17 protein-coding genes, 2 tRNA genes and 3 rRNA genes are annotated in these 26,573 nt (G+C 59.9%); 12 read left to right on the top strand and 10 right to left on the bottom strand.

Features of this window, described 5'->3' with window-relative positions:
• Window position 1 precedes the first annotated feature (1 nt).
• The 10 genes from HV822_RS07275 to HV822_RS07230 form a co-directional block, all read right to left on the bottom strand.
• Window positions 2–1,627 carry a PHA/PHB synthase family protein gene (locus tag HV822_RS07275; protein WP_238873071.1) on the bottom strand — a complete coding sequence of 542 codons (1,626 nt, stop codon included), beginning with the start codon at window positions 1,625–1,627 and terminating at the stop codon, window positions 2–4.
• 121 nt (window positions 1,628–1,748) lie between these two features.
• Window positions 1,749–2,609, bottom strand: a complete 861-nt coding sequence (gene phaZ, locus HV822_RS07270) for a poly(3-hydroxyalkanoate) depolymerase (RefSeq protein WP_238873069.1) — start codon at window positions 2,607–2,609, stop codon at window positions 1,749–1,751.
• Between the two features lie 24 nt (window positions 2,610–2,633).
• Window positions 2,634–4,316, bottom strand: coding sequence for a class II poly(R)-hydroxyalkanoic acid synthase (phaC, locus tag HV822_RS07265; RefSeq protein WP_238873068.1), 1,683 nt, complete (start codon window positions 4,314–4,316; stop codon window positions 2,634–2,636).
• 183 nt (window positions 4,317–4,499) lie between these two features.
• Window positions 4,500–4,880: a gamma-butyrobetaine hydroxylase-like domain-containing protein gene (locus tag HV822_RS07260; protein ID WP_238873066.1), complete on the bottom strand. Its 381-nt coding sequence runs from the start codon at window positions 4,878–4,880 to the stop codon at window positions 4,500–4,502.
• Window positions 4,881–4,959: 79 nt separating this feature from the next.
• Window positions 4,960–6,546, bottom strand: a complete 1,587-nt coding sequence (locus HV822_RS07255) for an arylsulfatase (RefSeq protein WP_238873064.1) — start codon at window positions 6,544–6,546, stop codon at window positions 4,960–4,962.
• 140 nt (window positions 6,547–6,686) lie between these two features.
• The gene (hslU, locus tag HV822_RS07250) at window positions 6,687–8,027 is read right to left on the bottom strand and encodes an ATP-dependent protease ATPase subunit HslU (protein WP_238873062.1); all 1,341 of its coding nucleotides are present in this window, start codon (window positions 8,025–8,027) and stop codon (window positions 6,687–6,689) included.
• Window positions 8,028–8,044: 17 nt separating this feature from the next.
• Window positions 8,045–8,575 (bottom strand): ATP-dependent protease subunit HslV, encoded by a 531-nt coding sequence (hslV, locus tag HV822_RS07245; RefSeq protein ID WP_083724867.1) that lies wholly within the window; start codon window positions 8,573–8,575, stop codon window positions 8,045–8,047.
• A gap of 129 nt (window positions 8,576–8,704) precedes the next feature.
• Window positions 8,705–9,268 (bottom strand): SPOR domain-containing protein, encoded by a 564-nt coding sequence (locus tag HV822_RS07240; RefSeq protein ID WP_238873060.1) that lies wholly within the window; start codon window positions 9,266–9,268, stop codon window positions 8,705–8,707.
• Window positions 9,269–9,272: 4 nt separating this feature from the next.
• A complete protein-coding gene (gene argS, locus HV822_RS07235) occupies window positions 9,273–11,018 on the bottom strand; it encodes an arginine--tRNA ligase (RefSeq protein WP_238873058.1) in 1,746 nt (581 codons plus the stop codon).
• A gap of 457 nt (window positions 11,019–11,475) precedes the next feature.
• Window positions 11,476–13,692, bottom strand: coding sequence for a primosomal protein N' (locus tag HV822_RS07230; protein ID WP_238873056.1), 2,217 nt, complete (start codon window positions 13,690–13,692; stop codon window positions 11,476–11,478).
• A gap of 220 nt (window positions 13,693–13,912) precedes the next feature.
• Here HV822_RS07230 and rpmE point away from each other — a divergent pair, with 220 nt between their 5' ends.
• The 12 genes from rpmE (at window position 13,913) to HV822_RS07170 (ending at window position 26,568) form a co-directional block, all read left to right on the top strand.
• On the top strand, window positions 13,913–14,125 hold the full coding sequence (gene rpmE / locus HV822_RS07225; protein WP_083724859.1) for a 50S ribosomal protein L31: 213 nt from the start codon (window positions 13,913–13,915) through the stop codon (window positions 14,123–14,125).
• An 18-nt stretch (window positions 14,126–14,143) separates the two neighbouring features.
• Window positions 14,144–14,971, top strand: a complete 828-nt coding sequence (locus HV822_RS07220) for a thermonuclease family protein (protein WP_238873054.1) — start codon at window positions 14,144–14,146, stop codon at window positions 14,969–14,971.
• A gap of 130 nt (window positions 14,972–15,101) precedes the next feature.
• Window positions 15,102–16,364, top strand: a complete 1,263-nt coding sequence (locus tag HV822_RS07215) for a malic enzyme-like NAD(P)-binding protein (RefSeq protein ID WP_238873052.1) — start codon at window positions 15,102–15,104, stop codon at window positions 16,362–16,364.
• A 907-nt stretch (window positions 16,365–17,271) separates the two neighbouring features.
• Window positions 17,272–18,810, top strand: a 16S ribosomal RNA gene (locus HV822_RS07210).
• Window positions 18,811–18,876: 66 nt separating this feature from the next.
• A tRNA-Ile gene (locus tag HV822_RS07205) sits at window positions 18,877–18,953 on the top strand.
• Window positions 18,954–18,977: 24 nt separating this feature from the next.
• Window positions 18,978–19,053: transfer RNA gene (locus HV822_RS07200), tRNA-Ala, on the top strand.
• A gap of 277 nt (window positions 19,054–19,330) precedes the next feature.
• Window positions 19,331–22,219, top strand: a 23S ribosomal RNA gene (locus tag HV822_RS07195).
• A gap of 137 nt (window positions 22,220–22,356) precedes the next feature.
• Window positions 22,357–22,472: ribosomal RNA gene (gene rrf, locus HV822_RS07190) — 5S ribosomal RNA — on the top strand.
• The 16S, 23S and 5S rRNA genes sit together here with 2 tRNA genes alongside, the layout of an rRNA operon.
• A gap of 232 nt (window positions 22,473–22,704) precedes the next feature.
• A complete protein-coding gene (cysP, locus tag HV822_RS07185) occupies window positions 22,705–23,724 on the top strand; it encodes a thiosulfate ABC transporter substrate-binding protein CysP (RefSeq protein WP_238873051.1) in 1,020 nt (339 codons plus the stop codon).
• 10 nt (window positions 23,725–23,734) lie between these two features.
• Window positions 23,735–24,601: a sulfate/thiosulfate ABC transporter permease CysT gene (gene cysT / locus HV822_RS07180; protein ID WP_238873049.1), complete on the top strand. Its 867-nt coding sequence runs from the start codon at window positions 23,735–23,737 to the stop codon at window positions 24,599–24,601.
• Window positions 24,602–24,610: 9 nt separating this feature from the next.
• The gene (gene cysW, locus HV822_RS07175) at window positions 24,611–25,477 is read left to right on the top strand and encodes a sulfate/thiosulfate ABC transporter permease CysW (protein WP_238873047.1); all 867 of its coding nucleotides are present in this window, start codon (window positions 24,611–24,613) and stop codon (window positions 25,475–25,477) included.
• Complete coding sequence (locus HV822_RS07170; protein ID WP_238873045.1) at window positions 25,474–26,568, top strand: sulfate/molybdate ABC transporter ATP-binding protein; 1,095 nt, start codon at window positions 25,474–25,476, stop codon at window positions 26,566–26,568. Before cysW ends, HV822_RS07170 begins: the two co-directional genes overlap by 4 nt.
• Window positions 26,569–26,573: the final 5 nt, after the last annotated feature.

Raw genomic sequence — 26,573 nt, 5'->3', positions numbered from 1 at the left:
CTTAATGCTGTTGAACGTAGCGGCCCGGTGCCGGGCCAAGACCGCCATCGCCCTGGACGGGGGCGTTGACCAGAGGACCACTGTGGTCTTTTAACCAGTTGCTCCAGGCGGGCCACCAACTGCCCTGTTGCGTCTCGGCCGAGGCCAGCCAGCTGTCGGCGTTGCTGCTGTTGGCTGGGCCACTGTGATAGTGGGCGCGGGGGTGACCCGGCGGGCACAGCAACCCTTGGATGTGCCCGCTGTGACACAGGGTAAAGTGCTTTGCGCCGCCCATTCGGATGCCGGGATAGGCGTTGTGCCAGGGCACGATATGATCGCGCCGGGCGGCCAGGTGCCAGCTTGGCAGGGTGATGCTGGTGAGGTCGATCGCCTCGCTATTGAGTTGCAGGCTGCCGGGTTGGCCCAGCGGGTCGCGGTCAAACAGATCCAGTAGGTCGTCTACCAGCTGCGCCGGCAGCCGAGTGTGATCGTGCCCCCAGTACACCACCGGGCTGCACGGCAGCTCGCGGCCAAGCCCGTAGCGCGTGATGGCGGGGGCCCAGACCAGCTGGTCCGGACGCATCCAGCCAAAGGCGGCGCCACTGCTGCGTTCATCCAGATAACCTTGTTGCCAGGCCTGGCGGCGCAGGCGTTGGCGCGCGGCCGGGCCGTTCAGGCGCAGCAGATCGGTGTTCAGCCGGGTGTCGAGCGGGGTAACCAGCAGGCTCAGGGCACTGAGCTGCTGCGCGTAGCCGGCGGCTTGCTGCCAGGCGCACAACAGTGCCGCGATCAGGCCCCCGCTGCAGATGCCGGTCAGGGTTGCCTGGGTACTGCCGCTGTGCAGGCGAGTCTCGTTCAGGGCCCGCTGGCAGGCACTGACATAGCGCCCCAGCCCCCAGTTGCAGTGGCTGGGGTTGGGGTTGCGCCAACTGATCAGGTAGACCTGCAGGCCTTGCTCCAGCGCGTGCTCGACCAGGCTGTTGCCGGGGTTGAGGTCGAGCAGGTAGAAGCGGTTGATTGGTGGCGGCACCAGCAGCAGCGGACGCTCATGCACCTGCGGTTGCCGAGGGCTGTAGCAGATCAGCTCGAACTCGGCGTGCCGTGCGATCACCTGCCCGGGCGTACAGGCCAGATCTGTGCCGAGACGGTACTGGGTGTCGAGGTTGGGTTGTGCGAAGGGGCGCCCGCTGGCCAGGTCCTGCCACAGGTGATGCGCGCCGCGGCACAGGCTGTGCCCGTTGCTGGCGCGGGCCTCGGCCAGAATCGCGGGGTTGAGCAGGCTGTTGCTGGGGGCAGTGGCGGCGGCCAGCTGGTCGAGCAGCCAGTGCAATTGGGCGCGCTCATGGTCGGCCAGTTGCAGGCCCTGCAGCCAGTCCGACAGCGGCTGCTGCCAGGCCTGCCAGAGTTGCAGCAGCAACTGGCCGGCGGGCCGTTGCCAGCCGGGGTGAGCAAAGCGTGGGTCGTCGTCCAGCGGGCTCAGGTCCAGCCTGTTCTGCACGGCGAGTAGCAGGTGTTCAAGGGTGCTGCGCAGGTAGTCGGCGTGGTGACAGGGTTGGGTTGCCAGGCTGCGTAGCAGAGCAAGCAAGGTGGCGGATATATCCCCTCGGATAGCGGTTGTGTGCAGTCGTCCTTGGGGGTGGTCGGGCATCCAGCTGTCCTGATCCGTGGGAGGAAGTCGCTGGCAGTCTAACGCAAATGCGGCGAGCGGCAATGGCTGCCGCACGGGCACTGTGGCCGAGGTCTCGCTCGGTCTGTTAGCTGTATGAGCGTCATGCTCTGGGCGCCCTCAGGGCGGCCCCGTGGCGGATAACCGCCGGCTGTTTTTCCTCCGACAGGAAGGCCATGATCATCGGCGCCACGCTTTGTGCGCGGGTCACCAGAAACAGGTGGCCATCGTCGATGACGTGCAGCTCGGAGTTGGGAATACGCCAGGCCAGCATCTTCATGTTGATCAGCGGGATGATCGGGTCATCATCGCCGGCCAGAATCAGCGTTGGCTGACGGATCTTGTGCAGCCAGTGCACGCTGGTCCAGCCCAGACCGGCAAACAGCTGCCAGTAGTAACCGAGCTTGCCGGAGGAGCGCACCTTGGCGGCGTGCCTCTTGGCCAGCTGCGGGTCACGGCGGAAGGCGCCGCCGTAGATGTCCGGCGCGATGTTCACCCCGTGCGAGGGCTGGATATAGCGTCGCGGGCTGGCCATCTTCAGCAGTACCGAAGGCCGCCCAGGCACCATCACCGCGCCGGCGGAGGTGGCTGCCAGAATCAGCTTCTTGCAGCGCTCAGGGTGGCTGTAGGCAAATTGCTGCGCCAGAGCACCGCCCCAGGACACGCCGATCACGTTGACCTGGGAGTAGTCCAGATAATCCAGCATGCGTGCCGCCAGCTTGGCCAGCCCTGGAAAGCGGAACGGCGTGGCCGGCGTAGACGAGCCGCCCACGCCGGGAACGTCGAAGGCAATGACCTCCAAGTCTGGATCCAGTGCCTCGACAAAGGGAAACACCAGCTCCAGGTTGGCGCCGATGCCATTGAAGACCAGCAGCGGCGGTAGCGTACTGCTGCCCGGACGGACAGCTGTACGCAGATACTGACCGTCCAGCTCGATGGTGCGAAAGATATAAGGCTGCGGCATGGGCGGCTCTCAGTTGGGCGCTGTTCAGCGCTCGTGTACGTAGGTGCCCGGCGCCGGTTCGAGCGCCGGATGATTGTCGTTGCCCAGCACGGCTGGCGCGGCCTTGCGCTTGCCGCCACGGGTATGCAGCCAGTCGCGCCAGTACTGCCACCAGGAGTCGGACTGCTTGGTGGCGGTTTCCAGCCAGTGCTTGGCGTCGCCGGTCATCTCGCCGCCAGTAAAGAAGCGTGCTTTGGGATTGCCCGGCGGGTTGAGAATGCTCTGAATGTGGCCGCTGGAGGACAACACAAACTCGCACTTGCCGCCGAGCAGCTGCGCCGAGCTGTAGCAGGCATCCCAGGGGGTAATGTGGTCGGTCAGGCCGGCGATAATAAAGCAGTCGGTCTTGACCTGCTTGAGGTCGATCGGCGTGCCGCAGACTTCCAGTGCGCCGGGGCGGGTCAGCGGGTTGTTCTTGAACAGCTCCAGAAACTCCCCATGCAGGGCCGCCGGCAGGCGGGTAGTGTCGTTGTTCCAGAACAGAATGTCGAATACCGGCGGCTCGTTGCCGAGCAGGTAATTGTTCACCCAGTAGTTCCAGATCAGGTCGTTGGGCCGCATCCAGGCGAAGATGCGCGCCATGTCGCGCCCTTCCAGTACACCGCTCTGGTAGGACATGCGCCGCGCTGCCTCAATCGAGCGCTCGTCGGCAAACAGCGCAACCTGGGTTTTCAGCGCGGTGTCCAGCACGCTGACCAGCAGGGTGAAGGAGTGTACTTTCTTCTCTTTCAGCGCGGCATAGTGGCCCAGTAGCGAGACGGTGGTGATGCCGCCGGAGCAGGCGCCGAGCATGCTCAGGTCCTTGCTGCCGGTCACTTCCAGCACCACGTCGATGGCTTCCTTGAGTGCTTCGATGTAGGTGCTCAGGCCCCATTCGCGGTGGCTCTTGGTCGGGTTGCGCCAGCTGACCACAAAGGTCTGCATGTTGTTGTTGACCAGATAGCGGGCCAGGCTCTTCTCCGGCGACAGGTCGAAGACATAGAACTTGTTGATCTGCGGCGGTACTACCAGCACCGGACGCTCGAATACTTCTTCGGTCAGCGGCTTGTACTGGATCAGCTCCAGTATTTCGTTACGGAAAATCACCGAGCCCTTGGTGGTCGCCAGGTTACCGCCCACTTCAAAGGCATTCATGTTGACCTGGCTGGGCATGCCGCCGTTGTGGGCAATGTCTTTGGCCAGGTGGGTCAGACCGTCCATCAGGCTCTTGCCGCCCGTCTCGAAGAAGCGCTTGAGGGCGGCCGGGTTGAGGGCGGTGTTGGTCGGCGACATGGCTTCGGTCATCAGCGCGATGACAAATTGGGCGCGACTGACGTCCTGAGGGGACAAGTCGGAGCTGGAGATCCAGCTGTTGAGCTCTTTGCGCCAGGCCAGGTAGGTCTGCATGTAGCGACGGTAGAGCGGGTTTTGGCTCCAGGTCGGGTCGACAAAGCGCTTGTCGTCAGCGCTTGGGCCCAGCTCGGAACGGCCTAGCATGACTTGGGTGACGGCCATGCCAAGACGGCTGATATGGCGCATGCTGTGAACGGGTTGCTTGATGGTCTGGCGCATTACCATGCGAGCAGTGGTGATGAGGTCGCGCGCAGGCACGCCAACTACCGGGTTGGGACCCAGAATGTGTTCGCTGGCCTTGTGGCCCAAGTCTTCGTTATTGGATTTATTACCCATTTTCAACGCTCCAATCTGAGGCAGGGAAGCCGCTCTGAATGCACTCCAGCAAGTTTCAAACCAGCTTCCGGGTGTCGCATTCTCGAGACAAGTTAGCACGCAGGTTCGGCGCTGTTAACGCCTTTTTAATCAGCTGGTACTAAATCAGATGTTTATGGCAAAGCGGTGTAGGGGGCGAGAACGTCAGGGTGTGAAGCGAATGGCGCTGATGTCCGGGTCTCGTGATGCACCGGCTTGGTGCAACTTTTCCAGATAGCTGTTCCAGCGTTGTGTCTGTTCGGTTGCCAGTTGGTACAGGTAGTCCCAGGTGTACAGGCCGCTGTCGTGGCCGTCGTCGAAAACCAGCTTGATGGCGTATCGGCCCGCCGTCTCAACCCCACTGAGCCCAACGTGCAGCTTGCCGGTCTGCAACACCGGCTTGCCGTGGCCACGGACCTCGGCCGAGGGTGACAAGACGCGCAGGTATTCGGCGGGCAACTGGTAGTGGCTGCCGTCGGCGTAGCCCAGCTCCAGTAAGCGAGATGCCTTATGCAGTTTGATGGTGGTGGGGATTGGTGCGGGCATAGCGGAGTCCTGAGCGGTAAGCCGCTACACGCTACAAGTCTGGCGACGCCCGGGCAAGTGCCCGGGCGCCCTCAGGCTGTTACTGCTGCCCTTTTTCCAGAAACGCGGGCACCAGCTCTGACATGTTGAAGCTCTTGGCGGCCTGTACCGGCGGGTAGTCGGCCAGGGTTTTCAGATGTGCAGAAAGCAGTTCGCCCATCGGCGCCATTTGCCAGGACACCTTCTGCAGCAGGTGGCCGTAGGCGTCTGCGCTCTCGTAGCTTTCGAACGGGTCCATACGCAGGTTGAAGACTTTGGGCACGGTGCGGCCGATCACGTTGTCGTAATAGTCTTCTTTCAGCGAGAAATGCCACTTCCAGGCGCCCATACGAACGGCCGTGAGGTTGGACTCGTAGTAGTAGATCTCGGTGTTGCGCGCGGAGCTGTCAGCTTCTCCGGTCCAGTACGGCACGTTGTTGATGCCGTCGATGTACTGCTTCTTGTCGCGCATGACTTGAGCCGCGACGTCCTCTACGCCAGCGGCCGCTGCCAGGCTGGTAAACATGTCCTGGTGATCCTGAATGCCGTTGAGAATGCCGCCCGGCTGAATCTCACCTGGCCACTTGAGCATCGAGATGACGCGCACCCCTCCCTCGTAGGTGGTCATTTTCTCTCCGTGGAATGGGGTGGTTGCCCCATGCGGCCAGGAGCTGTGTTCCGGCCCATTGTCGGTGGAGTACCAGACGATGGTGTTGTCTTCTAGCCCGGAATCCTTGAGGAACTGCAGTACCACGCCAATGTCGTGGTCATGCTGCAGCATCCCCGAGCCATGCAGGTCGGCCTCGCTGGTGAAGTTCTCGGCGGCATAGCGCCACTCGTCGTTGAGACGCGTGTATACGTGCATGCGGGTGGAGTTGAGCCAGACAAAAAAGGGCTTGTTGTCCGCCTGGGCGCGTTTCATGAAGTCGATGGCTAGCGGCGTCACCTCGCCACCGTCGAAGTCCTTCATGCGCTCTTGGGTGAGCGGTCCGGTGTCTTCGATCGTCTGGCGGCCGACGACCCCGAAGCGCGGGTCTTCGGTGGTGTCGTTACGGTCTGATGCGAAGGAATGAATCACGCCACGGGCGCCAAACTTCTTGCGGTACTCCTCGGCGCCGCCAGGGTAGGCGTTGGCAAAGTTCTGGTAGTCGCGCTGTTCTTCTTCCTCCATCACGTTCAGGTGGTAGAGAATGCCGAAAAATTCGTCGAAGCCGTGGGCTGTGGGCAGGTGGTTGTTGCGGTCGCCCATATGGCTTTTGCCAAACAGGGCGGTTGCGTAACCTTCTTCTTTCAGGACCTCTGCGAGACTGGGCGACTTGTCACTCCAGCCAAGCTCGTCGCCTGGTTGGCCGACCGTGGTCATGCCGGAACGAATTGGAAACTGGCCCGTAATGAACGCAGCGCGTCCGGCGGTACAGGAAGGTTGTGCGTAGTGGTCGGTGAAGCGCACACCTTGCATGCCGATACTGTCGATATTGGGGGTGGTATAGCCCATGGTGCCCATGCCATAGGCGCTGACGTTTTGCCAGCCGATGTCATCGCCCCAGATGACCAGAATGTTGGGTTGCTCGGTAGCTGCCTGTACCCCGCTCGAGCAAATGAGTAGCGCTGCTGCGAGCAGCCGCTTGGTTCTTACGTATCCTTCCATCTCGAACTCCCGTCAAGTGATGGTACCCGGTCCATACTATCCCGCGCCCGGTAAAGTCTAGTCCAAGTTTGTCAGGAGTGCAGTGAAATAGCAGAGATAGACGGCTGCGTGTTGAGCAGCCGCTATCCGATGAGGGCATGTCAGAGGATGTAGCGCGACAGGTCTTCGTTGACCGCCAGCTCACCCAGGTGGCTGTTGACGTAGGCGGCGTCGATTACCAGTGGCTGGGTCTCGTGTTTGGCGGCCAGATCGCCGGCGCTGAAGGAGATTTCTTCCAGCAGGCGTTCGAGCACCGTGTGCAGGCGACGGGCGCCGATGTTTTCGGTCTTCTCGTTCACTTGCCAGGCGATTTCGGCCAGGCGGCTGATGGCGTCGGGGGCAAACTCGATGTTCAGCTCCTCGGTCGCCATCAGGGCGCGGTACTGCTCGCTCAGTGACGCATCGGGCTCGGTCAGGATGCGCTCGAAATCGCTCGGGGTCAGCGACTGCAGCTCAACGCGAATCGGCAAACGGCCCTGCAGCTCCGGGATCAGGTCCGAGGGCTTGGTCAGGTGAAAGGCGCCGGAGGCGATGAACAGGATGTGGTCGGTCTTGACCATGCCAAACTTGGTGTTGACCGTGCAGCCTTCGATCAGCGGCAGCAGATCGCGCTGTACACCCTCGCGGGATACGTCGGCACCGCCGCCACTGTCTGCACGCTTGCTGACCTTGTCGATCTCATCAAGGAAGACGATACCGTTCTGCTCAACCGCGGCGATGGCGCGGGTTTTCAGATCGTCTTCGTTGACCAGACGGGCAGCCTCTTCGTCACGTACCAGCTTGAGCGCGTCGCGTACCTTGAGCGTGCGGGTTTTCTTCTTGCCCTTGCCCAGATTGGAGAACATGTTCTGCAGCTGGCTGGTCATCTCTTCCATGCCCGGTGGGGTCATGATTTCAATGCCGGCCGGGGCGTCGGCCACCTCAATCTCGATGTCCTTGTCGTCCAGCTCGCCTTCGCGCAAGCGCTTGCGGAACAGCTGTCGGGTGCTGCTGTCGGTGCGCTCGGGCTGGTCGCCGGTGGCCGGGCGGGCGCCGGGCAGCAGGGCGTCGAGGATGCGTTCCTCAGCGGCGTCTTCGGCGCGGTAGCGCACCTTGGTCATTTCCTGCTCACGCAGCAGCTTGATGGCGGCGTCTACCAGATCGCGCACGATGGACTCGACATCGCGGCCAACATAGCCGACTTCGGTGAACTTGGTCGCTTCAACCTTGATGAAGGGCGCCTGCGCCAGCTTGGCCAAGCGGCGGGCGATTTCGGTCTTGCCGACGCCGGTCGGGCCGATCATCAAGATGTTCTTGGGCGTTACTTCATTGCGCAGTGCCTCGGGCAGCTGCTGGCGGCGCCAGCGGTTGCGCAGAGCGATGGCGACGGCGCGCTTGGCATCCTGCTGGCCGATAATGTGGCGGTCCAGTTCGTGCACGATTTCGCGGGGTGTCATGGACATGGGTATCTCTGAACGCCTCAGGTATTGGCGTCCAGCTCCTCAATGGTCAGGTTGCGATTGGTGTAGATGCAGATGTCGCCAGCGATGTTCAGGCTGGTATCGACGATCTCGCGAGCCGACAGCTCGGTGTGCATCAGCAGGGCACGCGCGGCGGATTGCGCGTAAGGGCCGCCGGAACCAATGGCGATCAGGCCCTCTTCGGGTTCGATAACGTCACCGTTACCGGTGATGATCAGCGAGGCATCCTTATTGGCAACCGCCAGCAGGGCTTCAAGTTTGCGCAGGGCGCGGTCGGTGCGCCAGTCCTTGGCCAGCTCGACGGCGGCGCGCACGAGGTTGCCCTGGTGTTTTTCCAGTTGGGCCTCAAAGCGTTCAAACAGGGTAAAGGCGTCGGCGGTGCCGCCGGCGAAACCGGCAATCACCTGATCCTTGTAGAGGCGGCGTACCTTGCGGGCGTTGCCCTTCATCACGGTGTTGCCGAGGGAAACCTGGCCGTCGCCACCGATCACGACCTTGCCGTGCCGGCGTACGGATACGATTGTAGTCACGCGCAACTCCTGGTTGGCTGTGGGAAAAAAGGCGGCAGGATCGCTGCCGAGTTTCTGATCTGGGGGCGTGAATCAGAAATTCAAGGCGCGGGGAGGGCGGGCGTCAAGCGCCCGCTGTGCGGGGCGTGCTCAGCGCTGCTGCGGCAGCAGGTTGTTGAAACCGTTGCCGGAGAGGGTGCGCTGCGCCTGATTGAGGCTGTCGCGACTGTCGAAGGGGCCAACCTGCACGCGGTACCACTGGTTGCCGTTGATGGTGGCGTTCTCCAGCTTCACATCCATGCCCAACAGCAGAATCTGTGCGCGCACCTGGTCGGCATCGCTGCGCTGACGGAAGGAGCCGGCCTGCAGGTAGTAGTTCACGCTGGTCGCCGGTTTGCTTTCGGGCTTGGCGGCGGCCGGTGCTTGCGGCTCGGCCTGCTGCGGTACCACCACTTCAGATTCGGGCAGCAGGGTGTAGAAGTCGTAGCGCGGTTTTGGGTCGGCTGGCGGCTGAGCTGGTGTAGTCGCGGGCTTGGGCGGCTCGGGGCTGCGGCGGACGCTGTCGCGGCCCGGCTCCAGGTGCAGCAAAAAGGCAACAAACAGCCCAATGATCAGGCCGCTGACCAGCCACAGCCAGCCGGGAATGCCTTTGCGCTTGGGTGCTGCCTGGGCGCGGCTGGCGCCGCGACGGGGGGCTTTGCGTCCTTTTGCCATGCCCTTACATACGCTCCAATGTGTTGATGCCCAGCAGGTTCAGGCCCTGCTTGAGGGTGCGGCCGGTCAGCGCTGCCAGACGCAGACGGCTATCGCGTTGAGCCGCGCTGTCGGCAGCCAGAATCGGGCACTGCTCGTAGAAACTGGAGAAGCGACCGGCCAGCTCGTACAGATAGGTGCAGAGTACGTGCGGGGTGCCTTCGCGAGCAACGTAATTCAGTGTGGCGCTGAACTGCGCCAGGTGCGCGCCCAGTTCGGTCTCGGCCGGCTCGACCAGCGCCAGCGGGGCCAGGTCGTCCAGCTGGGTCATGCTGCGTTCCAGCTTACGGAATACGCTGGCGACGCGGGTGTAGGCGTACATCATGTAGGGCGCGGTGTTGCCCTCGAAGCTCAGCATCAGGTCAAAGTTGAAGCTGTAATCGCTGCTGCGGTGCTTGCTGAGGTCTGCGTACTTGACCGCGCCGATACCGACGGCCGAACCGATGCTGCGCAGTTCGTCGGCCGGCAGCTCCGGGTTCTTCTCTTCGACCAGGCGCAGGGCGCGCTGCTCGGCCTCGTCCAGCAGATCGGCCAGCTTGACGGTGCCGCCGTCACGGGTCTTGAAGGGCTTGCCGTCGGCACCGTTCATGGTGCCAAAGCCCATGTGCTCCAGCTGCATGTCAGCAGAGACAAAACCGGCCTTGCGGGCGACCGCGAACACCTGCTGGAAGTGCAACGCCTGACGCTGGTCGACAAAGTAGAGCACGCGGTCGGCATGCAACTGGGCATGGCGGTAGCGCATGGCAGCCAGGTCGGTGGTGGCGTACAGGTAGCCGCCGCCAGCCTTCTGGACGATGACCGGCAGCGGGTTGCCTTCGGCATTCTTGAACTGCTCAAGGAACACACACTGTGCGCCTTCGCTTTCGGTCAGCAGGCCGGCGTTGTGCAGGTCGGCAACGATGCCGGGCAGGTCGGCGTTGTAGGCGCTTTCGCCGCGCACATCGGCCGGACTCAGGCTGACGCCCAGACGGTCGTAGACGGCCTGACAGTGGCCCAGCGAGATGCTGTTGAAGCGTTCCCACAGAGCAAGACAGCTCGGCTCGCCTGCCTGCAGGTCAACCACGCGCTGACGTGCGCGATTGGCGAAGTCTTCGCTCTCGTCAAAGCGTTTTTTGGCCTGGCGGTAGAAGTTCTCCAGATCGCCCAGCTCGGCTTCGGCGTCGACGCTGTGCTCTTCCATATAGGCCAGCAGCATGCCGAACTGGGTGCCCCAGTCGCCCACGTGGTTTTGGCGAATTACGGTGTGGCCGAGGGCTTCGAGTACCCGCGCCACGGCGTCGCCGATGATGGAAGAACGCAGGTGGCCTACGTGCATTTCCTTGGCGAGGTTGGGCGAGGAGTAGTCGACCACTACACGCTGGGCGGCTACGTCGGCGCGCACGTTCAACTGCGGATCGGCCAGCGCGGCCTCCAGCTGGGTTGCCAGCCAGCCGGCATCCTGAAAAAAGTTGATAAAGCCGGGGCCGGCGATGTTGACCGAGGCAACCGCCTGGTGGGCAGGCAGCGCGGCAATCAGCTTTTCAGCCAGATCGCGGGGCTTCATGCCGGCCGGCTTGGCCAGCATCATGGCCAGGTTGCTGGCAAAGTCGCCATGCGCCTTGTCGCGCGCGTTCTCGACCTGAATAGAGGGCGCGATATCGGTCGGCAATACGCCGTCGGCCTTGAGGCGGTCTACGGCGTCGGCAAGCAGTTGGCTGATCAGGTTCTTCATTTAAAGGAGTATCCGGCAGGTGCCCAGTGAAAACCCGACATTATCCGTTTTATGGGGCGGCTTGCCAAACCCTGTGGTCGGTTGGGGGAGTTGTGGTGGTTTGCGCGGGCTTTATCTAGCGCTGCGCTGGTGGGCCGCCTTCGTGCCGTTGCTCGGTCAGCCTTTCGCCTTTTACGGCGAGCCAAGGGGGGCTGCTTGCCCAGCCCCCCTTAGCGATCCCCCGGGGCACCCGACTACGCGGCCCTTCGGGTTCGCTGCGTTGCTCGGGCTAACGGGGGCCGGCAGAACTCGTCGCTACGCTCCTCAGACATGCTGCCGTCCTATTTCCCGCCAGCCCTGCGCTACTCGCCCGCGTAAACGGGGAGTGGGTCCGTGCAGTCTTCACGCAGTGCAACAGCTCTGATCGTTCCCACGCTCTGCGTTCGGTCTGTCAGAGTCTGGGAGGCACACGTCACTGCTAAAACATATCCAACGGATCAATATCTATCGACCAGCGCACCTTGCGCGCCAGCGGGTGTTGCTCCAGCGCCGGCAGCAGCATGTGCACGAGTTGATGGAGTGCTGAGCGCTGGGCGGCTTGCAGCAATAGTTGGGCGCGGTGGCGGCCGGCGCGGCGTTCCATCGGGGAGGGCACGGGGCCGAGCAGGTCGATATCTGCCAGCTGATGCTGCGCGACCAGCACCTCAGCCTGCTCCAGCGCAGCTTCCAGAAAGTCTTCGGCGGCGCGCGCGTGGTTGGCCTCGGCGCGCAGTAGCGCCATAAAGCGGTACGGGGGCAGTTGGGCAATTGAGCGTTCGGCCAGTTCGCGCTCGGCAATGGCCGGGTAGCCGCGCTCGGTCAGCTCGATCAGCAGCGGGTGCTCGGCCATATGCGTTTGGATAATCACTTGTCCCGGCTTCTCGGCGCGCCCGGCGCGCCCGGCGACCTGGGTAATCATTTGCGCCATGCGCTCGGGGCCACGAAAGTCGGCGGAGAACAGGCCGCCGTCGGCATCCAGAATCGCCACCAGTGTCACGTTGGGAAAGTGATGGCCCTTGGCGAGCATCTGTGTGCCGACCAGGATGCACGGCTGGGCACTATGGATAACGTCCATCATCTCCTGCATGGCGCGCTTGCGGCTCATGCTTTCGCGGTCGATACGCAGCACCGTGGTATCGGCAAAGCGCTCTTTGAGAAACTCTTCGGTGCGCTCGGTACCTGCTCCGAGTGGGCGCAGGTCTTCGCTTTGGCATTTTGGACAGCAGCGATCCAGCGGCCGCTGGCTGGTGCAGTGGTGGCAGTGCAGGTGGGGCGGTGACTGGTGCACGGTCATGCGCGCGTCGCAGCGGCGGCACTCGGCAATCCAGCCGCAGTCGTGGCACATCAGGGTGGGCGCAAAGCCGCGCCGGTTGATAAATACCAGTACCTGATTACCGCGCCCGAGGTGTTGCCCAATCAGATCGGTTAGTGGGCGCGACAGCCCGCCTTCCAGCGGCCGGCTGCGGATATCCAGGCACTGAAACGAGGGCGCCTTGGCGTTGCCGGCGCGAATGGTCAGGCGCAGGTGCCGGTAGCGGCCCTGCTGCACATTGTGCAGGCTCTCCAGCGAGGGTGTGGCCGAGCCCAGAATCACCGGTACCTGCTCAAGATGTCCGCGGTACACCGCCAGATCGCGTGCGTTGTAGCGCAGGCCATCCTGCTGTTTATAGGAGAGGTCGTGTTCTTCATCGACGATGATCAGGCCGGGGCGCGCCAGCGGCGTAAAAATGGCCGAGCGCGTGCCGATGATGATCGCCGCCTCGCCATCGCGGGCGGCTATCCAGGCGTCCAGCCGCTCGCGGTCGTTCAGACCGGAGTGCAAAATCACTACCGGCGCGCTGAAACGCTGCTGGAAGCGGTTGAGGGTCTGGGGTGTCAGGCCAATCTCGGGGATCAGTACCAGAGCCTGGTGCCCGCTCAGCAGGCAGCGCTCGATGGCTTGCAGGTAAACCTCGGTCTTGCCGCTGCCGGTTACGCCCTCAAGCAGCCAGGTGTGAAAGCCCTCGGCATTCAAAATGGCATCCAGCGCTGCCCGCTGCTCGGCATTGGCGGTGAGGTGCGCCTCCCTTAATAAAGGCAGCGGTTCGGCAATGTGGTGGGGGGACTGTTCAATACGCTGCACCAGGCCTTTGCTTTCCAGCGTGCTCAGGGTGTCGCGGCTCAGGCCCCATTGACTGATCAAGGCATGGGACAACCCGTGTGGGTGCTGTGCCAGCACCTGTACCGCCTGCTTCTGTTTCGGCGCGCGGGCGATGGCCGGGTGCTCCGGGTAGGCGCCGGGCAGCAGTTGCCAGAGTTGATCCTGGCGGGCGAGTGCCGGCTCGCCCTGACGCAGCAGCACCGGCAGCGCCACGCTCAGGGTGTCGCCGAGGCCGTGCTGGTAGTAGCGCGCAGTCCACTGGCACAGGCGCCAGAGGCTATCGGGCAGCACAGGGGTTGCGTCGAGCAGGGCTTCGGCCGGCTTCAGACGGTTGTCCGGCACCTCGGAGTGGTCGCTGATAGCGGCAATCAAACCGACCATGGCGCGCTTGCCAAACGGCACCCGGACCCGCTGTCCAATATGCAGGTCGCCGGCGCTCACGCCCTGCGGCGCGCGGTAGTCGAACAGCCGGCGCAGCGGAGAGGGCAGGGCTACTTGCAGAATGGGTCCGGTCACACAAAACACTCCAGAGGGCGTGGCGCCGATGGTAACACCGACGAGCGGAAAACAGCGGTGCTTGCGTCATGGGCGGATTCTGTTATTATCGCCGGCCTATTTTCCGGTCAGTCTGTTTGCGCCTGTTGCGTCATCCAGCTACGGTCCGGTGGACAGCTACTGAGTGCGGTGCCCGATCAGGTTGATCCGGTGGCGGCACAAACCAACCGAGGACTTTCCCATGAAAGCTGATGTGCATCCGAACTACGAAACTATCGAAGCGACCTGCAGCTGCGGCGCGGTAATCACTACCCGTTCCACCCTGTGCGCCCCGATCCACCTGGACGTTTGCTCCTCCTGCCACCCGTTCTACACCGGTAAGCAGAAGGTTCTGGACACCGGCGGACGTATCGAGCGCTTCAAGGCGCGTTTCGGCGCAGTCAGCAGCAAGTAATCGGTTTCTTTGGGCCTCATGGCTCTGGCGAAACACAAGAAGGCGTCCCTGTGGGGCGCCTTTTTTGTTGCCTGCGCGTTGCTTGGTTGTGGTCCGGCTGGCGGCGAGCCGGAGGCTGCCCTGCCGGCCGCCTGCAGCATGCCCGCCGATGCGCAGCCGGTGCGCAGTCGCAGTGTCACCGACGGCGACACCTTGCGGTTGAGCGACGGTCGACGCCTGCGGCTGGTCGGTATCAACACGCCGGAGATTGGTCGCGACGGTACGCCTTCGGAGCCCTATGCGCAGGCGGCTCGGCGCGCGCTGCAGGGGCTGGTCGAGCGGCAGCCGCTGCAGCTGGCACTGGGCGCCGACCACCGCGACCACTACGGACGTACGCTCGGTTACCTGTTTGATGCCCAAGGCCGCAGTATCGAGGCGCGGCTGCTCAGTCAGGGGCTGGGTTATGCCGTTGTTATCCCGCCTAATGACGCGCTCGCGGAGTGTCACCAGGCGGCTGAACAGGCAGCCCGGGCGGCGCGCCGCGGGCTCTGGCAGGATCCGCAGGTTGCCGAGGTGGGTCAGCTGGACGCCTCCGGCTTTCATCTGCTGCGTGGTCGCATCGCGGCGGTCAGCCGCGGTGGCAGTAGCCTGTGGATTGATATGGAAGGCCCGTTGACGCTACGCCTGGGACAGCATGATCTGCACCAGTTCGAAACGGTTCCCGACAGCAGCTGGGTCGGTCGCACGGTCGAGGTCCGGGGCTGGGTGGTGGATCGGGCCGCGCAATCCGGGTTGCGGCCGGGCTATCGTCGTTACCAGCTGAGCCTGCGTCACCCCCAGCAGATTCAGCCGGTGGCGGGGCGTTGAAGTTGGCCGAATGGCACAATGTTGTAAGTTTTTGTCCTTGACATTGATCTCGTGAATGACCTTGCGGGGGTGGGTGTTTTTAAGTACTCTCCGTCGTCCGCATGAGCAACCTGACCGGAAGTTATTGACCATGTCTGATTTGAGAACTGATGCACTCGACTATCACGCCAACCCGCGCCCCGGCAAGCTGAGCGTTGAACTGACCAAGCCGACCGCGACCGCGCGTGACCTGGCGCTGGCTTACAGCCCGGGTGTAGCAGAACCGGTGCGTGAAATCGCCAAGGATCTGGAAAACGCCTACAAATACACCGGTAAGGGCAACCTGGTTGCCGTTATCTCCGACGGCACGGCCATCCTCGGTCTGGGTAACCTGGGCCCGCTGGCAAGCAAGCCGGTAATGGAAGGCAAAGGCGTGCTGTTCAAGCGTTTTGCCGGCATCGACGTATTCGACATCGAAGTCGAGTCCGAAAGCCCGCAAGCCTTCATCGACACCGTCAAGCGTATTTCCTGCACCTTCGGTGGTATCAACCTGGAAGACATCAAGGCGCCCGAGTGCTTTGAGATTGAGCGCGCGCTGATCGAGCAGTGCGACATTCCGGTATTCCACGACGACCAGCACGGTACTGCGATTGTGACCGCTGCCGCCATGATCAACGCGCTGGAGCTGGCCGACAAGGTCATCGAAGACGCCAAGATCGTCTGCTTGGGTGCCGGCGCTGCCGCCATTGCCTGCATGAAGCTGCTGGTCAGCATGGGTGCCAAGGCTGAAAACATCTACATGCTCGACCGCAAGGGTGTTATCCACGCCGGTCGTGATGATCTGAACGAATACAAGGCGATCTTTGCCACCGAGACTGACAAGCGCACCCTGACTGACGCCCTGAAAGGTGCTGACGTGTTCGTTGGTCTGTCTGGTCCGGATCTGCTGCCGCCGGCTGACCTGAAGCTGATGGCCGAAAACCCGATCGTGTTCGCCTGCTCCAACCCGGATCCGGAAATCAAGCCCGAAGCCGCCAAGGCGTCCCGTCCGGACGTGATCATGGCGACCGGCCGTTCCGACTACCCGAACCAGGTCAACAACGTTCTGGGCTTCCCCTTCATCTTCCGTGGCGCGCTGGACGTTCGTGCAACCGCCATCAATGAAGAAATGAAGATTGCAGCTGTACACGCTATCCGCGAGCTGGCCAAGGAGCCGGTGCCGGAGTACATCTCCCAGGCGTACGGCGGCATCAAGCTGGAGTTTGGTCGTGAGTACATCATTCCCAAGCCGATGGACGTTCGCCTGATCGAGAAGGTGCCGGCTGCCGTAGCCCAGGCTGCCATCGACTCTGGTGTGGCGACCCTGCCGTACCCGGCGCACTACCCGCTCAAGTCGGTCGAAGACTGCATCTGAACGGCGCTGCGCTGAACCAGAAAACCCGCTTCGGCGGGTTTTTTGTTGTCTTGAGTTCAGCGAAGTCTGCAGTGGGCGGGCAGTAGCAGCCCCTGGCGATTGATTGCGCGCTGGCGGCGGACCGAACGCCCCTGCTGCTGGCGGTCGGCCCGATTGAGATCAGGCGGCTACGCAAGAGCGGTATCGTTGTCTCGGAGCCGGTGTTGAGATTTGCCCGGGCGGTGGTTGGCCGGGCGCTGGTGATCGTCTAGGGCAAGGTTGCTGCCGGGATTCTGGGTGGGCAGCTCGGCAAGGGGTATATAAGTCGCTATCGGCTGTGCTGATTGCACCGCTCTTATGGGCTTTTTGGGGTGGATTGAAAATAAAGGCTTGACGCGCCCGCTGAGGTCTCTATAATTCGCGCTCTCGCAGGGCAGGACGCTCATTCGAAAGCGCTTATTAATCAATAAGTTAGCTTGAAAATAAAGCTTGACAGCCCAGCGAGACGGCGTAGAATGCGCCACCTCGGAACGGCGCTTCGAAAGAGTCCGAATCGAGTGAGATGAGAAGTTCTCATCAGGTTGTTTGGAAGGTGTTGACAGCGGGGTTTGATCCTGTAGAATTCGCCTCCCTGACCCGGAACGGAAACAGCGTTTCAGGTCGCTCAAGCAGGTTTTGAAGCTTCTAAAAAACTTCAAAAAAATGCTTGACAGAACAGAAGGTTAGCGTAAAATGCGCGGCCTTGGTTGAGCGGAAACGCTGACCGAATCGCTCTTTAACAATTTGAATCAAGTAATTCGTGTGGGTGCTTGCTGAATGTGCTCGATGATCAGAAAGATTATCAGCCTAGCAAGTTACTCTGTGAATTCACGAGTTTTTTGCAAAAGCTGAGCCAAGTTTAGGGTTTTCTCAAAACCCAATCAGTATTTAACTGAAGAGTTTGATCATGGCTCAGATTGAACGCTGGCGGCAGGCCTAACACATGCAAGTCGAGCGGTAGAGAAGGAGCTTGCTTCTTCTTGAGAGCGGCGGACGGGTGAGTAAAGCCTAGGAATCTGCCTGGTAGTGGGGGACAACGTTTCGAAAGGAACGCTAATACCGCATACGTCCTACGGGAGAAAGTGGGGGATCTTCGGACCTCACGCTATCAGATGAGCCTAGGTCGGATTAGCTTGTAGGTGAGGTAATGGCTCACCTAGGCAACGATCCGTAACTGGTCTGAGAGGATGATCAGTCACACTGGAACTGAGACACGGTCCAGACTCCTACGGGAGGCAGCAGTGGGGAATATTGGACAATGGGCGAAAGCCTGATCCAGCCATGCCGCGTGTGTGAAGAAGGTCTTCGGATTGTAAAGCACTTTAAGTTGGGAGGAAGGGTTGTAGCTTAATACGCTGCAACTTTGACGTTACCAACAGAATAAGCACCGGCTAACTCTGTGCCAGCAGCCGCGGTAATACAGAGGGTGCAAGCGTTAATCGGAATTACTGGGCGTAAAGCGCGCGTAGGCGGCTTGATAAGATGGGTGTGAAATCCCCGGGCTTAACCTGGGAACTGCATCCATAACTGTCTGGCTAGAGTACAGTAGAGGGTGGTGGAATTTCCTGTGTAGCGGTGAAATGCGTAGATATAGGAAGGAACACCAGTGGCGAAGGCGACCACCTGGACTGATACTGACGCTGAGGTGCGAAAGCGTGGGGAGCAAACAGGATTAGATACCCTGGTAGTCCACGCCGTAAACGATGTCAACTAGCCGTTGGAATCCTTGAGATTTTAGTGGCGCAGCTAACGCACTAAGTTGACCGCCTGGGGAGTACGGTCGCAAGATTAAAACTCAAATGAATTGACGGGGGCCCGCACAAGCGGTGGAGCATGTGGTTTAATTCGAAGCAACGCGAAGAACCTTACCTGGCCTTGACATGCAGAGAACTTTCCAGAGATGGATTGGTGCCTTCGGGAACTCTGACACAGGTGCTGCATGGCTGTCGTCAGCTCGTGTCGTGAGATGTTGGGTTAAGTCCCGTAACGAGCGCAACCCTTGTCCTTAGTTACCAGCACGTTATGGTGGGCACTCTAAGGAGACTGCCGGTGACAAACCGGAGGAAGGTGGGGATGACGTCAAGTCATCATGGCCCTTACGGCCAGGGCTACACACGTGCTACAATGGTCGGTACAGAGGGTTGCCAAGCCGCGAGGTGGAGCTAATCCCATAAAACCGATCGTAGTCCGGATTGGAGTCTGCAACTCGACTCCATGAAGTCGGAATCGCTAGTAATCGTGGATCAGAATGCCACGGTGAATACGTTCCCGGGCCTTGTACACACCGCCCGTCACACCATGGGAGTGGGTTGCACCAGAAGTAGCTAGTCTAACCTTCGGGAGGACGGTTACCACGGTGTGATTCATGACTGGGGTGAAGTCGTAACAAGGTAGCCGTAGGGGAACCTGCGGCTGGATCACCTCCTTAATCGACAGATCTCAGCGCTTCTTCAAGCACTCACACGAATTACTTGATTCATAGAGAAAGGCGATTGGGTCTGTAGCTCAGTTGGTTAGAGCGCACCCCTGATAAGGGTGAGGTCGGCAGTTCGAATCTGCCCAGACCCACCAATTGTCGAGGTGTCAGGTCTGAACGGGGCCATAGCTCAGCTGGGAGAGCGCCTGCCTTGCACGCAGGAGGTCAGCGGTTCGATCCCGCTTGGCTCCACCAGGTCGACGCAGCACAACGCCAAGAATGGAACTCAGAGTTCATATATGAACAATCAGGCACTGATTGTTGATATCTGGTCTCTGAACCAGACGCTCTTTAAAAATTTGGATATGTGATAGAAGTACAGACACATGGCATGTTTCACTGCATGCAATGTGGCTAAGGTAAACTTGTAATCTCAAGTGCAAGTTCCGGAATTGTCGTTAATTCTGTTTTAAACCGATATCACTGAATAATCTGAGTTAAGCAATTAACGTAAGATTGTTTGGGGTTATATGGTCAAGTGAATAAGCGCATACGGTGGATGCCTTGGCAGTCAGAGGCGATGAAAGACGTGATAGCCTGCGATAAGCTTCGGGGAGGTGGCAAATGACCTTTGATCCGGAGATCTCTGAATGGGGAAACCCACCCAGCATAAGCTGGGTATCACACACTGAATACATAGGTGTGTGAGGCGAACCAGGGGAACTGAAACATCTAAGTACCCTGAGGAAAAGAAATCAACCGAGATTCCCCAAGTAGTGGCGAGCGAACGGGGACCAGCCCTTAAGCAGTTTTGAGTTTAGTAGAACGCTCTGGAAAGTGCGGCCATAGTGGGTGATAGCCCCGTATACGAAAGGCTCTTAGCTGTGAAATCGAGTAGGTCGGCGCACGTGAAACGTTGACTGAACATGGGGGGACCATCCTCCAAGGCTAAATACTCCTGACTGACCGATAGTGAACCAGTACCGTGAGGGAAAGGCGAAAAGAACCCCTGTGAGGGGAGTGAAATAGAACCTGAAACCGTATGCGTACAAGCAGTGGGAGCAGACTTGTTCTGTGACTGCGTACCTTTTGTATAATGGGTCAGCGACTTATATTCAGTGGCGAGCTTAACCGTCTAGGGGAGGCGTAGGGAAACCGAGTCTTAATAGGGCGTTTAGTCGCTGGGTATAGACCCGAAACCGGGCGATCTATCCATGGGCAGGTTGAAGGTGCCGTAACAGGCACTGGAGGACCGAACCGACTACCGTTGAAAAGTTAGCGGATGACTTGTGGATAGGAGTGAAAGGCTAATCAAGCTCGGAGATAGCTGGTTCTCCTCGAAAGCTATTTAGGTAGCGCCTCGTGTATCACCACTGGGGGTAGAGCACTGTTTCGGCTAGGGGGTCATCCCGACTTACCAAACCGATGCAAACTCCGAATACCAGTGAGTGTCAGCACGGGAGACACACGGCGGGTGCTAACGTCCGTCGTGAAAAGGGAAACAACCCAGACCGTCAGCTAAGGTCCCAAAGTTATGGTTAAGTGGGAAACGATGTGGGAAGGCTTAGACAGCTAGGAGGTTGGCTTAGAAGCAGCCATCCTTTAAAGAAAGCGTAATAGCTCACTAGTCGAGTCGGCCTGCGCGGAAGATGTAACGGGGCTCAAACCATACACCGAAGCTACGGGTTCATCTTATGATGAGCGGTAGAGGAGCGTTCTGTAAGCCTGTGAAGGTCAATTGAGAAGTTGGCTGGAGGTATCAGAAGTGCGAATGCTGACATGAGTAACGACAAAGGGAGTGAAAAACTCCCTCGCCGGAAGACCAAGGGTTCCTGCGCAACGTTAATCGACGCAGGGTGAGTCGACCCCTAAGGCGAGGCCGAAAGGCGTAGTCGATGGGAAACGGGTTAATATTCCCGTACTTCTAGTTACTGCGATGGAGGGACGGAGAAGGCTAGGCCAGCACGGCGTTGGTTGTCCGTGTTTAAGGTTGTAGGCTGAGTGCTTAGGTAAATCCGGGCGCTTAAGGCCGAGAGCTGATGACGAGTGTTCTTTTGAACGCGAAGTGGTTGATGCCATGCTTCCAGGAAAAGCTTCTAAGCTTCAGGTAACTAGAAATCGTACCCCAAACCGACACAGGTGGTCAGGTAGAGAATACCAAGGCGCTTGAGAGAACTCGGGTGAAGGAACTAGGCAAAATGGCACCGTAACTTCGGGAGAAGGTGCGCCGATGAGGGTGAAGCATTTACTGCGTAAGCCCATGTCGGTCGAAGATACCAGGCCGCTGCAACTGTTTATTAAAAACATAGCACTCTGCAAACACGAAAGTGGACGTATAGGGTGTGACGCCTGCCCGGTGCCGGAAGGTTAATTGATGGGGTTAGCTTCGGCGAAGCTCTTGATCGAAGCCCCGGTAAACGGCGGCCGTAACTATAACGGTCCTAAGGTAGCGAAATTCCTTGTCGGGTAAGTTCCGACCTGCACGAATGGCGTAATGATGGCGGCGCTGTCTCCACCCGAGACTCAGTGAAATTGAAATCGCTGTGAAGATGCAGTGTATCCGCGGCTAGACGGAAAGACCCCGTGAACCTTTACTATAGCTTTGCACTGGACTTTGAATTTGTTTGTGTAGGATAGGTGGGAGGCTTTGAAGCGTGGACGCCAGTCTGCGTGGAGCCAACCTTGAAATACCACCCTGGCAACTTTGAGGTTCTAACTCTGGTCCGTTATCCGGATCGAGGACAGTGTATGGTGGGTAGTTTGACTGGGGCGGTCTCCTCCCAAAGAGTAACGGAGGAGTACGAAGGTGCGCTCAGCACGGTCGGAAATCGTGCGTAGAGTATAAAGGCAAAAGCGCGCTTGACTGCGAGACCAACACGTCGAGCAGGTACGAAAGTAGGTCTTAGTGATCCGGTGGTTCTGTATGGAAGGGCCATCGCTCAACGGATAAAAGGTACTCCGGGGATAACAGGCTGATACCGCCCAAGAGTTCATATCGACGGCGGTGTTTGGCACCTCGATGTCGGCTCATCACATCCTGGGGCTGAAGCCGGTCCCAAGGGTATGGCTGTTCGCCATTTAAAGTGGTACGCGAGCTGGGTTTAGAACGTCGTGAGACAGTTCGGTCCCTATCTGCCGTGGACGTTTGAGATTTGAGAGGGGCTGACCTTAGTACGAGAGGACCGGGTTGGACGAACCTCTGGTGTTCCGGTTGTGTCGCCAGACGCATTGCCGGGTAGCTACGTTCGGAAAAGATAACCGCTGAAAGCATCTAAGCGGGAAACTTGCCTCAAGATGAGATCTCACCGGGAGCTTGACTCCCCTAAAGGGCCGTCGAAGACTACGACGTTGATAGGTTGGGTGTGTAAGCGCTGTGAGGCGTTGAGCTAACCAATACTAATTGCCCGTGTGGCTTGACCATATAACACCCAAGCAATCTGGTGTTATCGAGCCAACAGAATCAAACAACTTCGCGAACTTGCGAGATTGCAAATACCTTAACTTCTGTCACACATCCAAGCTTTTTACGCTGCACGCACTGCGGGCAGCAACAAATTGCTTGACGACTATAGAGCATTGGAACCACCTGATCCCATCCCGAACTCAGAAGTGAAACGATGCATCGCCGATGGTAGTGTGGGGCTTCCCCATGTGAGAGTAGGTCATCGTCAAGCACCTATACCAAACACCCTGATCAGCAATGGTCAGGGTGTTTTTCTTTGTGCGCGAAAAAGTATCCTGAACCAGTTTGGCTGCGGGCGATATTGGCGGGCTTATGCTTTAGCGTTAGAAGTAATAAGCAAATCCGTCTAACCTGCTTGTTGTTCTAACTGATGGTGGGCGGTAATCTGGGCGCCCATTGAGAAAGGTGTTCGCCCTAGCGGCCCTGTGCAGTTGGAGACAGACATGTTGCAATCCCCGCGTAAACTGATCAAACAGCTGGTTGTGGCCCTGACAGTCAGCGGCAGTCTTGGCGTTGTTCCGGCGCAAGCTGCAGACCAGGAGCTGTTGAATTCCTCCTACGATATTGCCCGTGAACTCTTTGCCTCGTACAACGAATTGTTTGCCGAGCACTGGCAGCAAGAAACGGGCAAGACCGTTGAGATCAACCAGTCACACGGTGGCTCCTCCAAGCAGGCCCAGGCGATCATTCAAGGGTTGCGGGCGGACGTGGTGACCTACAACCAGGTGACCGACGTAGACATTCTGCATGAGCGCGGCAACCTGATCCCGGCCGACTGGCGCGAGCGTCTGCCTAACGCCAGCTCTCCGTACTACTCCACTATGGCGTTCCTGGTGCGTGAGGGTAATCCGAAGAATATCCAGAACTGGGACGACCTGGTTCGTGATGACGTGAGTTCTGTGCTGCCGAACCCGAAAACCTCGGGCAACGGCCGTTATACCTACCTGGCTGCGCTGGGCTATGCGCAGAAGACCTTTGGTGATGACCAGGAAGCCATCGACAACTACCTGCGTGAGTTCCTCGGCAACGTTGCGGTGTTTGACACCGGCGGGCGTGGTGCCACCACCACCTTCGTTGAGCGTGGCATTGGTGACGTACTGCTGACCTTTGAGTCCGAGGTCAACAATATCGCGGCCCAGTACGACGGCGAGTATCAGGTTGTGGTACCCAAAGTCAGCTTCCTGGCTGAGTTTCCGGTGACCTGGATTGATCGCAGCGTCGAGCGCAACGAAACAGCCGATCTGGCCAAGGCCTATCTGGAGTACCTGTATAGCGAAGACGCCCAACGCCTGATCGCGGGGTTCAACTATCGGGTACATAACGATGCGGTCAAAGCCGAGTTTGCCGATCGCTTCCCTGAGCTGGAGTTGCTGCCGATTGAGGCCATCACTGGTGACTGGAAAACCGCTATGAGCGAACACTTCGGCAGTGGCGGCAAGCTGGATCAGCTGCAGCGTCGCTGAGAGGATCGGCATGAGTGAGTTGTCAGGCGGCCGCTGGTCGCCGTTTCAACGCAATCCCGGCAAACGCGTGTTGCCGGGATTTGCGTTGAGTATGGGTGTATCGCTGCTGTTTATCAGTCTGATCCTGCTGCTGCCGGTGACCGGTCTGATCGTGCAGACTGCAGGCATGAGTTGGGAGCAATACTGGGGCGTCATTACTGACGAGCGCGTGGTTGCTTCCTATAAGGTGACACTATGGGCCGCGGCAATCGCCTCGCTGTTCAACGGTATCGCCGGACTGCTGTTGGCCTGGGTGCTGGTGCGCTACGAGTTTCCGGGTAAACGCCTGATTGACGCCTTGATTGACCTGCCCTTTGCCCTGCCCACCGCGGTTGCCGGCATCACCCTGGCGGCGCTGTTTGCCCAAAATGGCTGGTATGGCCAGTTGCTGACTGAGCTGGGTATCAAAGTTGCCTTCACCCCGCTGGGCATTGTTGTGGCTATGTCCTTTACCAGTCTGCCCTTCGTTGTACGTACTGTGCAGCCGGTATTGGAAGACTTGCCAGTAGAGGACGAGGAGGCGGCCGTCAGTATGGGGGCGTCCGACCTCACGGTATTTCGCCGCATTTTGTTCCCGAGCCTGTGGCCGGCGTTGATGACCGGTATCGCGCTGTCGTTCACGCGGAGCCTGGGCGAGTTTGGGGCGGTGATCTTTATTGCCGGCAACATGCCTTATGTCAGCGAGATCACCAGCCTGATGATCTTTATCCGCCTGCAGGAGTTCGATTATGGCGCAGCCAGTGCCATCGCTTCTGTGGTGTTGATTGCGTCGCTGGTCTTGCTGCTGGCGATTAATCTCTGGCAGGCGCGTTACCTGCGCCGCCTGCACGGCCGCTGAGGAGTTTGCATGAAATCTCAAGGCCGCTTGCGTATTGGTGATCAGCCGTGGATCAAATGGTCGTTGATCGGTTTGGCATTGCTGCTGGTAGCGTTGCTGCTGGTTGTGCCGCTGGTGATGATCTTCAGTCAGGCGCTCTCCTCCGGTGCCGCCACCTTTTGGGACAACCTGACTGACGAGTACACGCTGCACGCTATCGGGCTGACGCTGTTTGTCGCTGCGCTGACGGTGCCGATTAACCTGGTGTTTGGCGTGTTTCTGGCTTGGCTGGTGACGCGTTTCGAGTTTCCCGGGCGCAAGGCGCTGATCACCCTGATCGACATTCCCTTTGCTGTATCCCCTGTGGTGGCAGGCCTGCTTTATCTCTTGTTGTACGGCAGCAATGGGTGGCTGGGTGGCTGGTTGATGGATCGGGATGTGCAGTTGATGTTCTCCTGGCCGGGCATCGTCATGGTGACGGTGTTTGTTACCTGCCCCTTTGTTGCCCGTGAGCTGATTCCGCTCATGCAGCAACAGGGGCGAGAAGAAGAGGAAGCCGGTGTTGTGCTGGGCGCCTCCGGCTGGCAGCTGTTTCGTAAGATCACGCTGCCGAACATTCAGTGGGCACTGCTGTACGGGGTGGTGCTGACCAACGCCCGTGCGGTCGGTGAGTTTGGTGCGGTGTCTGTTGTCTCGGGCAACATCCGTGGCCAGACCAATACCCTGCCGCTGCATGTGGAGCTGCTGTATCAGGACTACAACGCGGTTGGCGCTTTCGCCAGCGCGTCGCTGCTGGCCGGCATTGCCCTGCTTACCCTGTTGATCAAGAGCGCAGTGGAATGGCGGCAAGCCCGTCAGATGCAGGCGGCAAGCACTCAATCGGATCGAACGACATGAGCATTACCCTAGAACACATCGACAAGTCCTTCGGCGCATTTCAGGCGTTGCATGGCATCGAGCTGGATATCCCTGACGGGGAGTTGATCGGTCTGCTGGGCCCATCTGGCTCGGGCAAGACGACCTTGCTGCGGATTATTGCCGGGCTTGAAAGTGCCGACGGCGGTCGCATTCTGTTCCACGGTGAGGACGTGACCCGGCGCCATGTGCGTGAGCGCCGCGTGGGCTTCGTATTTCAGCACTACGCCCTGTTCCGGCATATGACCGTGGCGCAGAACATCGCCTTCGGTCTTGATGTGCTGCCGCGCAAGCAGCGCCCCTCGGCCGCCGAGATTCGCCAGCGAGTCGGCAACCTGCTGGAGATGGTGCAGCTGTCGCACTTGGCCGACCGCTTTCCGGCTCAGCTGTCCGGTGGCCAGAAGCAGCGAATCGCGCTGGCCCGTGCGCTGGCCATGCAGCCTCAGGTTCTGCTGCTGGATGAGCCCTTTGGTGCACTGGATGCGCGCGTGCGCAAGGATCTGCGTCGCTGGCTGCGCAGCCTGCACGATGAGCTCAACTTCACCAGTGTGTTTGTCACCCATGACCAGGAAGAGGCGCTTGAGCTGTCGGATCGGGTGGTGGTTATGAGTGCCGGGCGCATCGAGCAGGTGGATACGCCTGAGGCGCTGTATGCCAAGCCGGATTCGCGTTTTGTGTTCGACTTTCTTGGACACGTCAACGTGCTGCACGGCGAGTTGGCTGGTGATCGGCTGGCCAGCGGCGATGCCTGGGTGCGGTTGCCCGAGGCGGCGGCCACGGCGGGTGAGGCGCAGCTGTACTTGCGTCCACATGAGGTGCGTCTGCAGCTGAGCGCGGTGGATCACGCCCATTTGCCGTTGCAGGTCGAGGCCATCAATTTGATTGGTGCCGAGGTGCGGCTGGAGCTGCGCCCCTGCGGCTGGCAGTGCGACACGCTGTGGGAAATCGGCATCACCCACGCCGAGTATCACAGCTGGCAACCGCGTCGCGGCGATCGCTGCTTTGCGGTGCCCGATGTCGGGCACCTCTTCATCACCGACCAGGCGCAGCCGCAAACCCTGTATTGGGGGTAAAGCCG

The sequence above is a fragment of the Halopseudomonas maritima genome (assembly GCF_021545785.1).
Taxonomy (GTDB): Bacteria; Pseudomonadota; Gammaproteobacteria; order Pseudomonadales; family Pseudomonadaceae; genus Halopseudomonas; species Halopseudomonas maritima.
Note: the sequence above shows the minus strand (reverse complement) of the source record. Positions and strands in the feature narration are given on the sequence as shown.

Excerpts from the sequence above, each read along its gene's own strand:
- cysP (WP_238873051.1), top strand. The coding sequence starts at position 22,705 with ATGTTGCAATCCCCGCGTAAACTGATCAAACAGCTGGTTGTGGCCCTG.
- HV822_RS07260 (WP_238873066.1), bottom strand. The coding sequence starts at position 4,880 with ATGCCCGCACCAATCCCCACCACCATCAAACTGCATAAGGCATCTCGC.
- rpmE (WP_083724859.1), top strand. The coding sequence starts at position 13,913 with ATGAAAGCTGATGTGCATCCGAACTACGAAACTATCGAAGCGACCTGC.
- HV822_RS07275 (WP_238873071.1), bottom strand. The coding sequence starts at position 1,627 with ATGCCCGACCACCCCCAAGGACGACTGCACACAACCGCTATCCGAGGG.
- phaC (WP_238873068.1), bottom strand. The coding sequence starts at position 4,316 with ATGGGTAATAAATCCAATAACGAAGACTTGGGCCACAAGGCCAGCGAA.
- HV822_RS07215 (WP_238873052.1), top strand. The coding sequence starts at position 15,102 with ATGTCTGATTTGAGAACTGATGCACTCGACTATCACGCCAACCCGCGC.
- HV822_RS07170 (WP_238873045.1), top strand. The coding sequence starts at position 25,474 with ATGAGCATTACCCTAGAACACATCGACAAGTCCTTCGGCGCATTTCAG.
- HV822_RS07255 (WP_238873064.1), bottom strand. The coding sequence starts at position 6,546 with ATGGAAGGATACGTAAGAACCAAGCGGCTGCTCGCAGCAGCGCTACTC.
- cysW (WP_238873047.1), top strand. The coding sequence starts at position 24,611 with ATGAAATCTCAAGGCCGCTTGCGTATTGGTGATCAGCCGTGGATCAAA.
- hslU (WP_238873062.1), bottom strand. The coding sequence starts at position 8,027 with ATGTCCATGACACCCCGCGAAATCGTGCACGAACTGGACCGCCACATT.
- HV822_RS07220 (WP_238873054.1), top strand. The coding sequence starts at position 14,144 with ATGGCTCTGGCGAAACACAAGAAGGCGTCCCTGTGGGGCGCCTTTTTT.
- argS (WP_238873058.1), bottom strand. The coding sequence starts at position 11,018 with ATGAAGAACCTGATCAGCCAACTGCTTGCCGACGCCGTAGACCGCCTC.
- cysT (WP_238873049.1), top strand. The coding sequence starts at position 23,735 with ATGAGTGAGTTGTCAGGCGGCCGCTGGTCGCCGTTTCAACGCAATCCC.
- phaZ (WP_238873069.1), bottom strand. The coding sequence starts at position 2,609 with ATGCCGCAGCCTTATATCTTTCGCACCATCGAGCTGGACGGTCAGTAT.
- HV822_RS07240 (WP_238873060.1), bottom strand. The coding sequence starts at position 9,268 with ATGGCAAAAGGACGCAAAGCCCCCCGTCGCGGCGCCAGCCGCGCCCAG.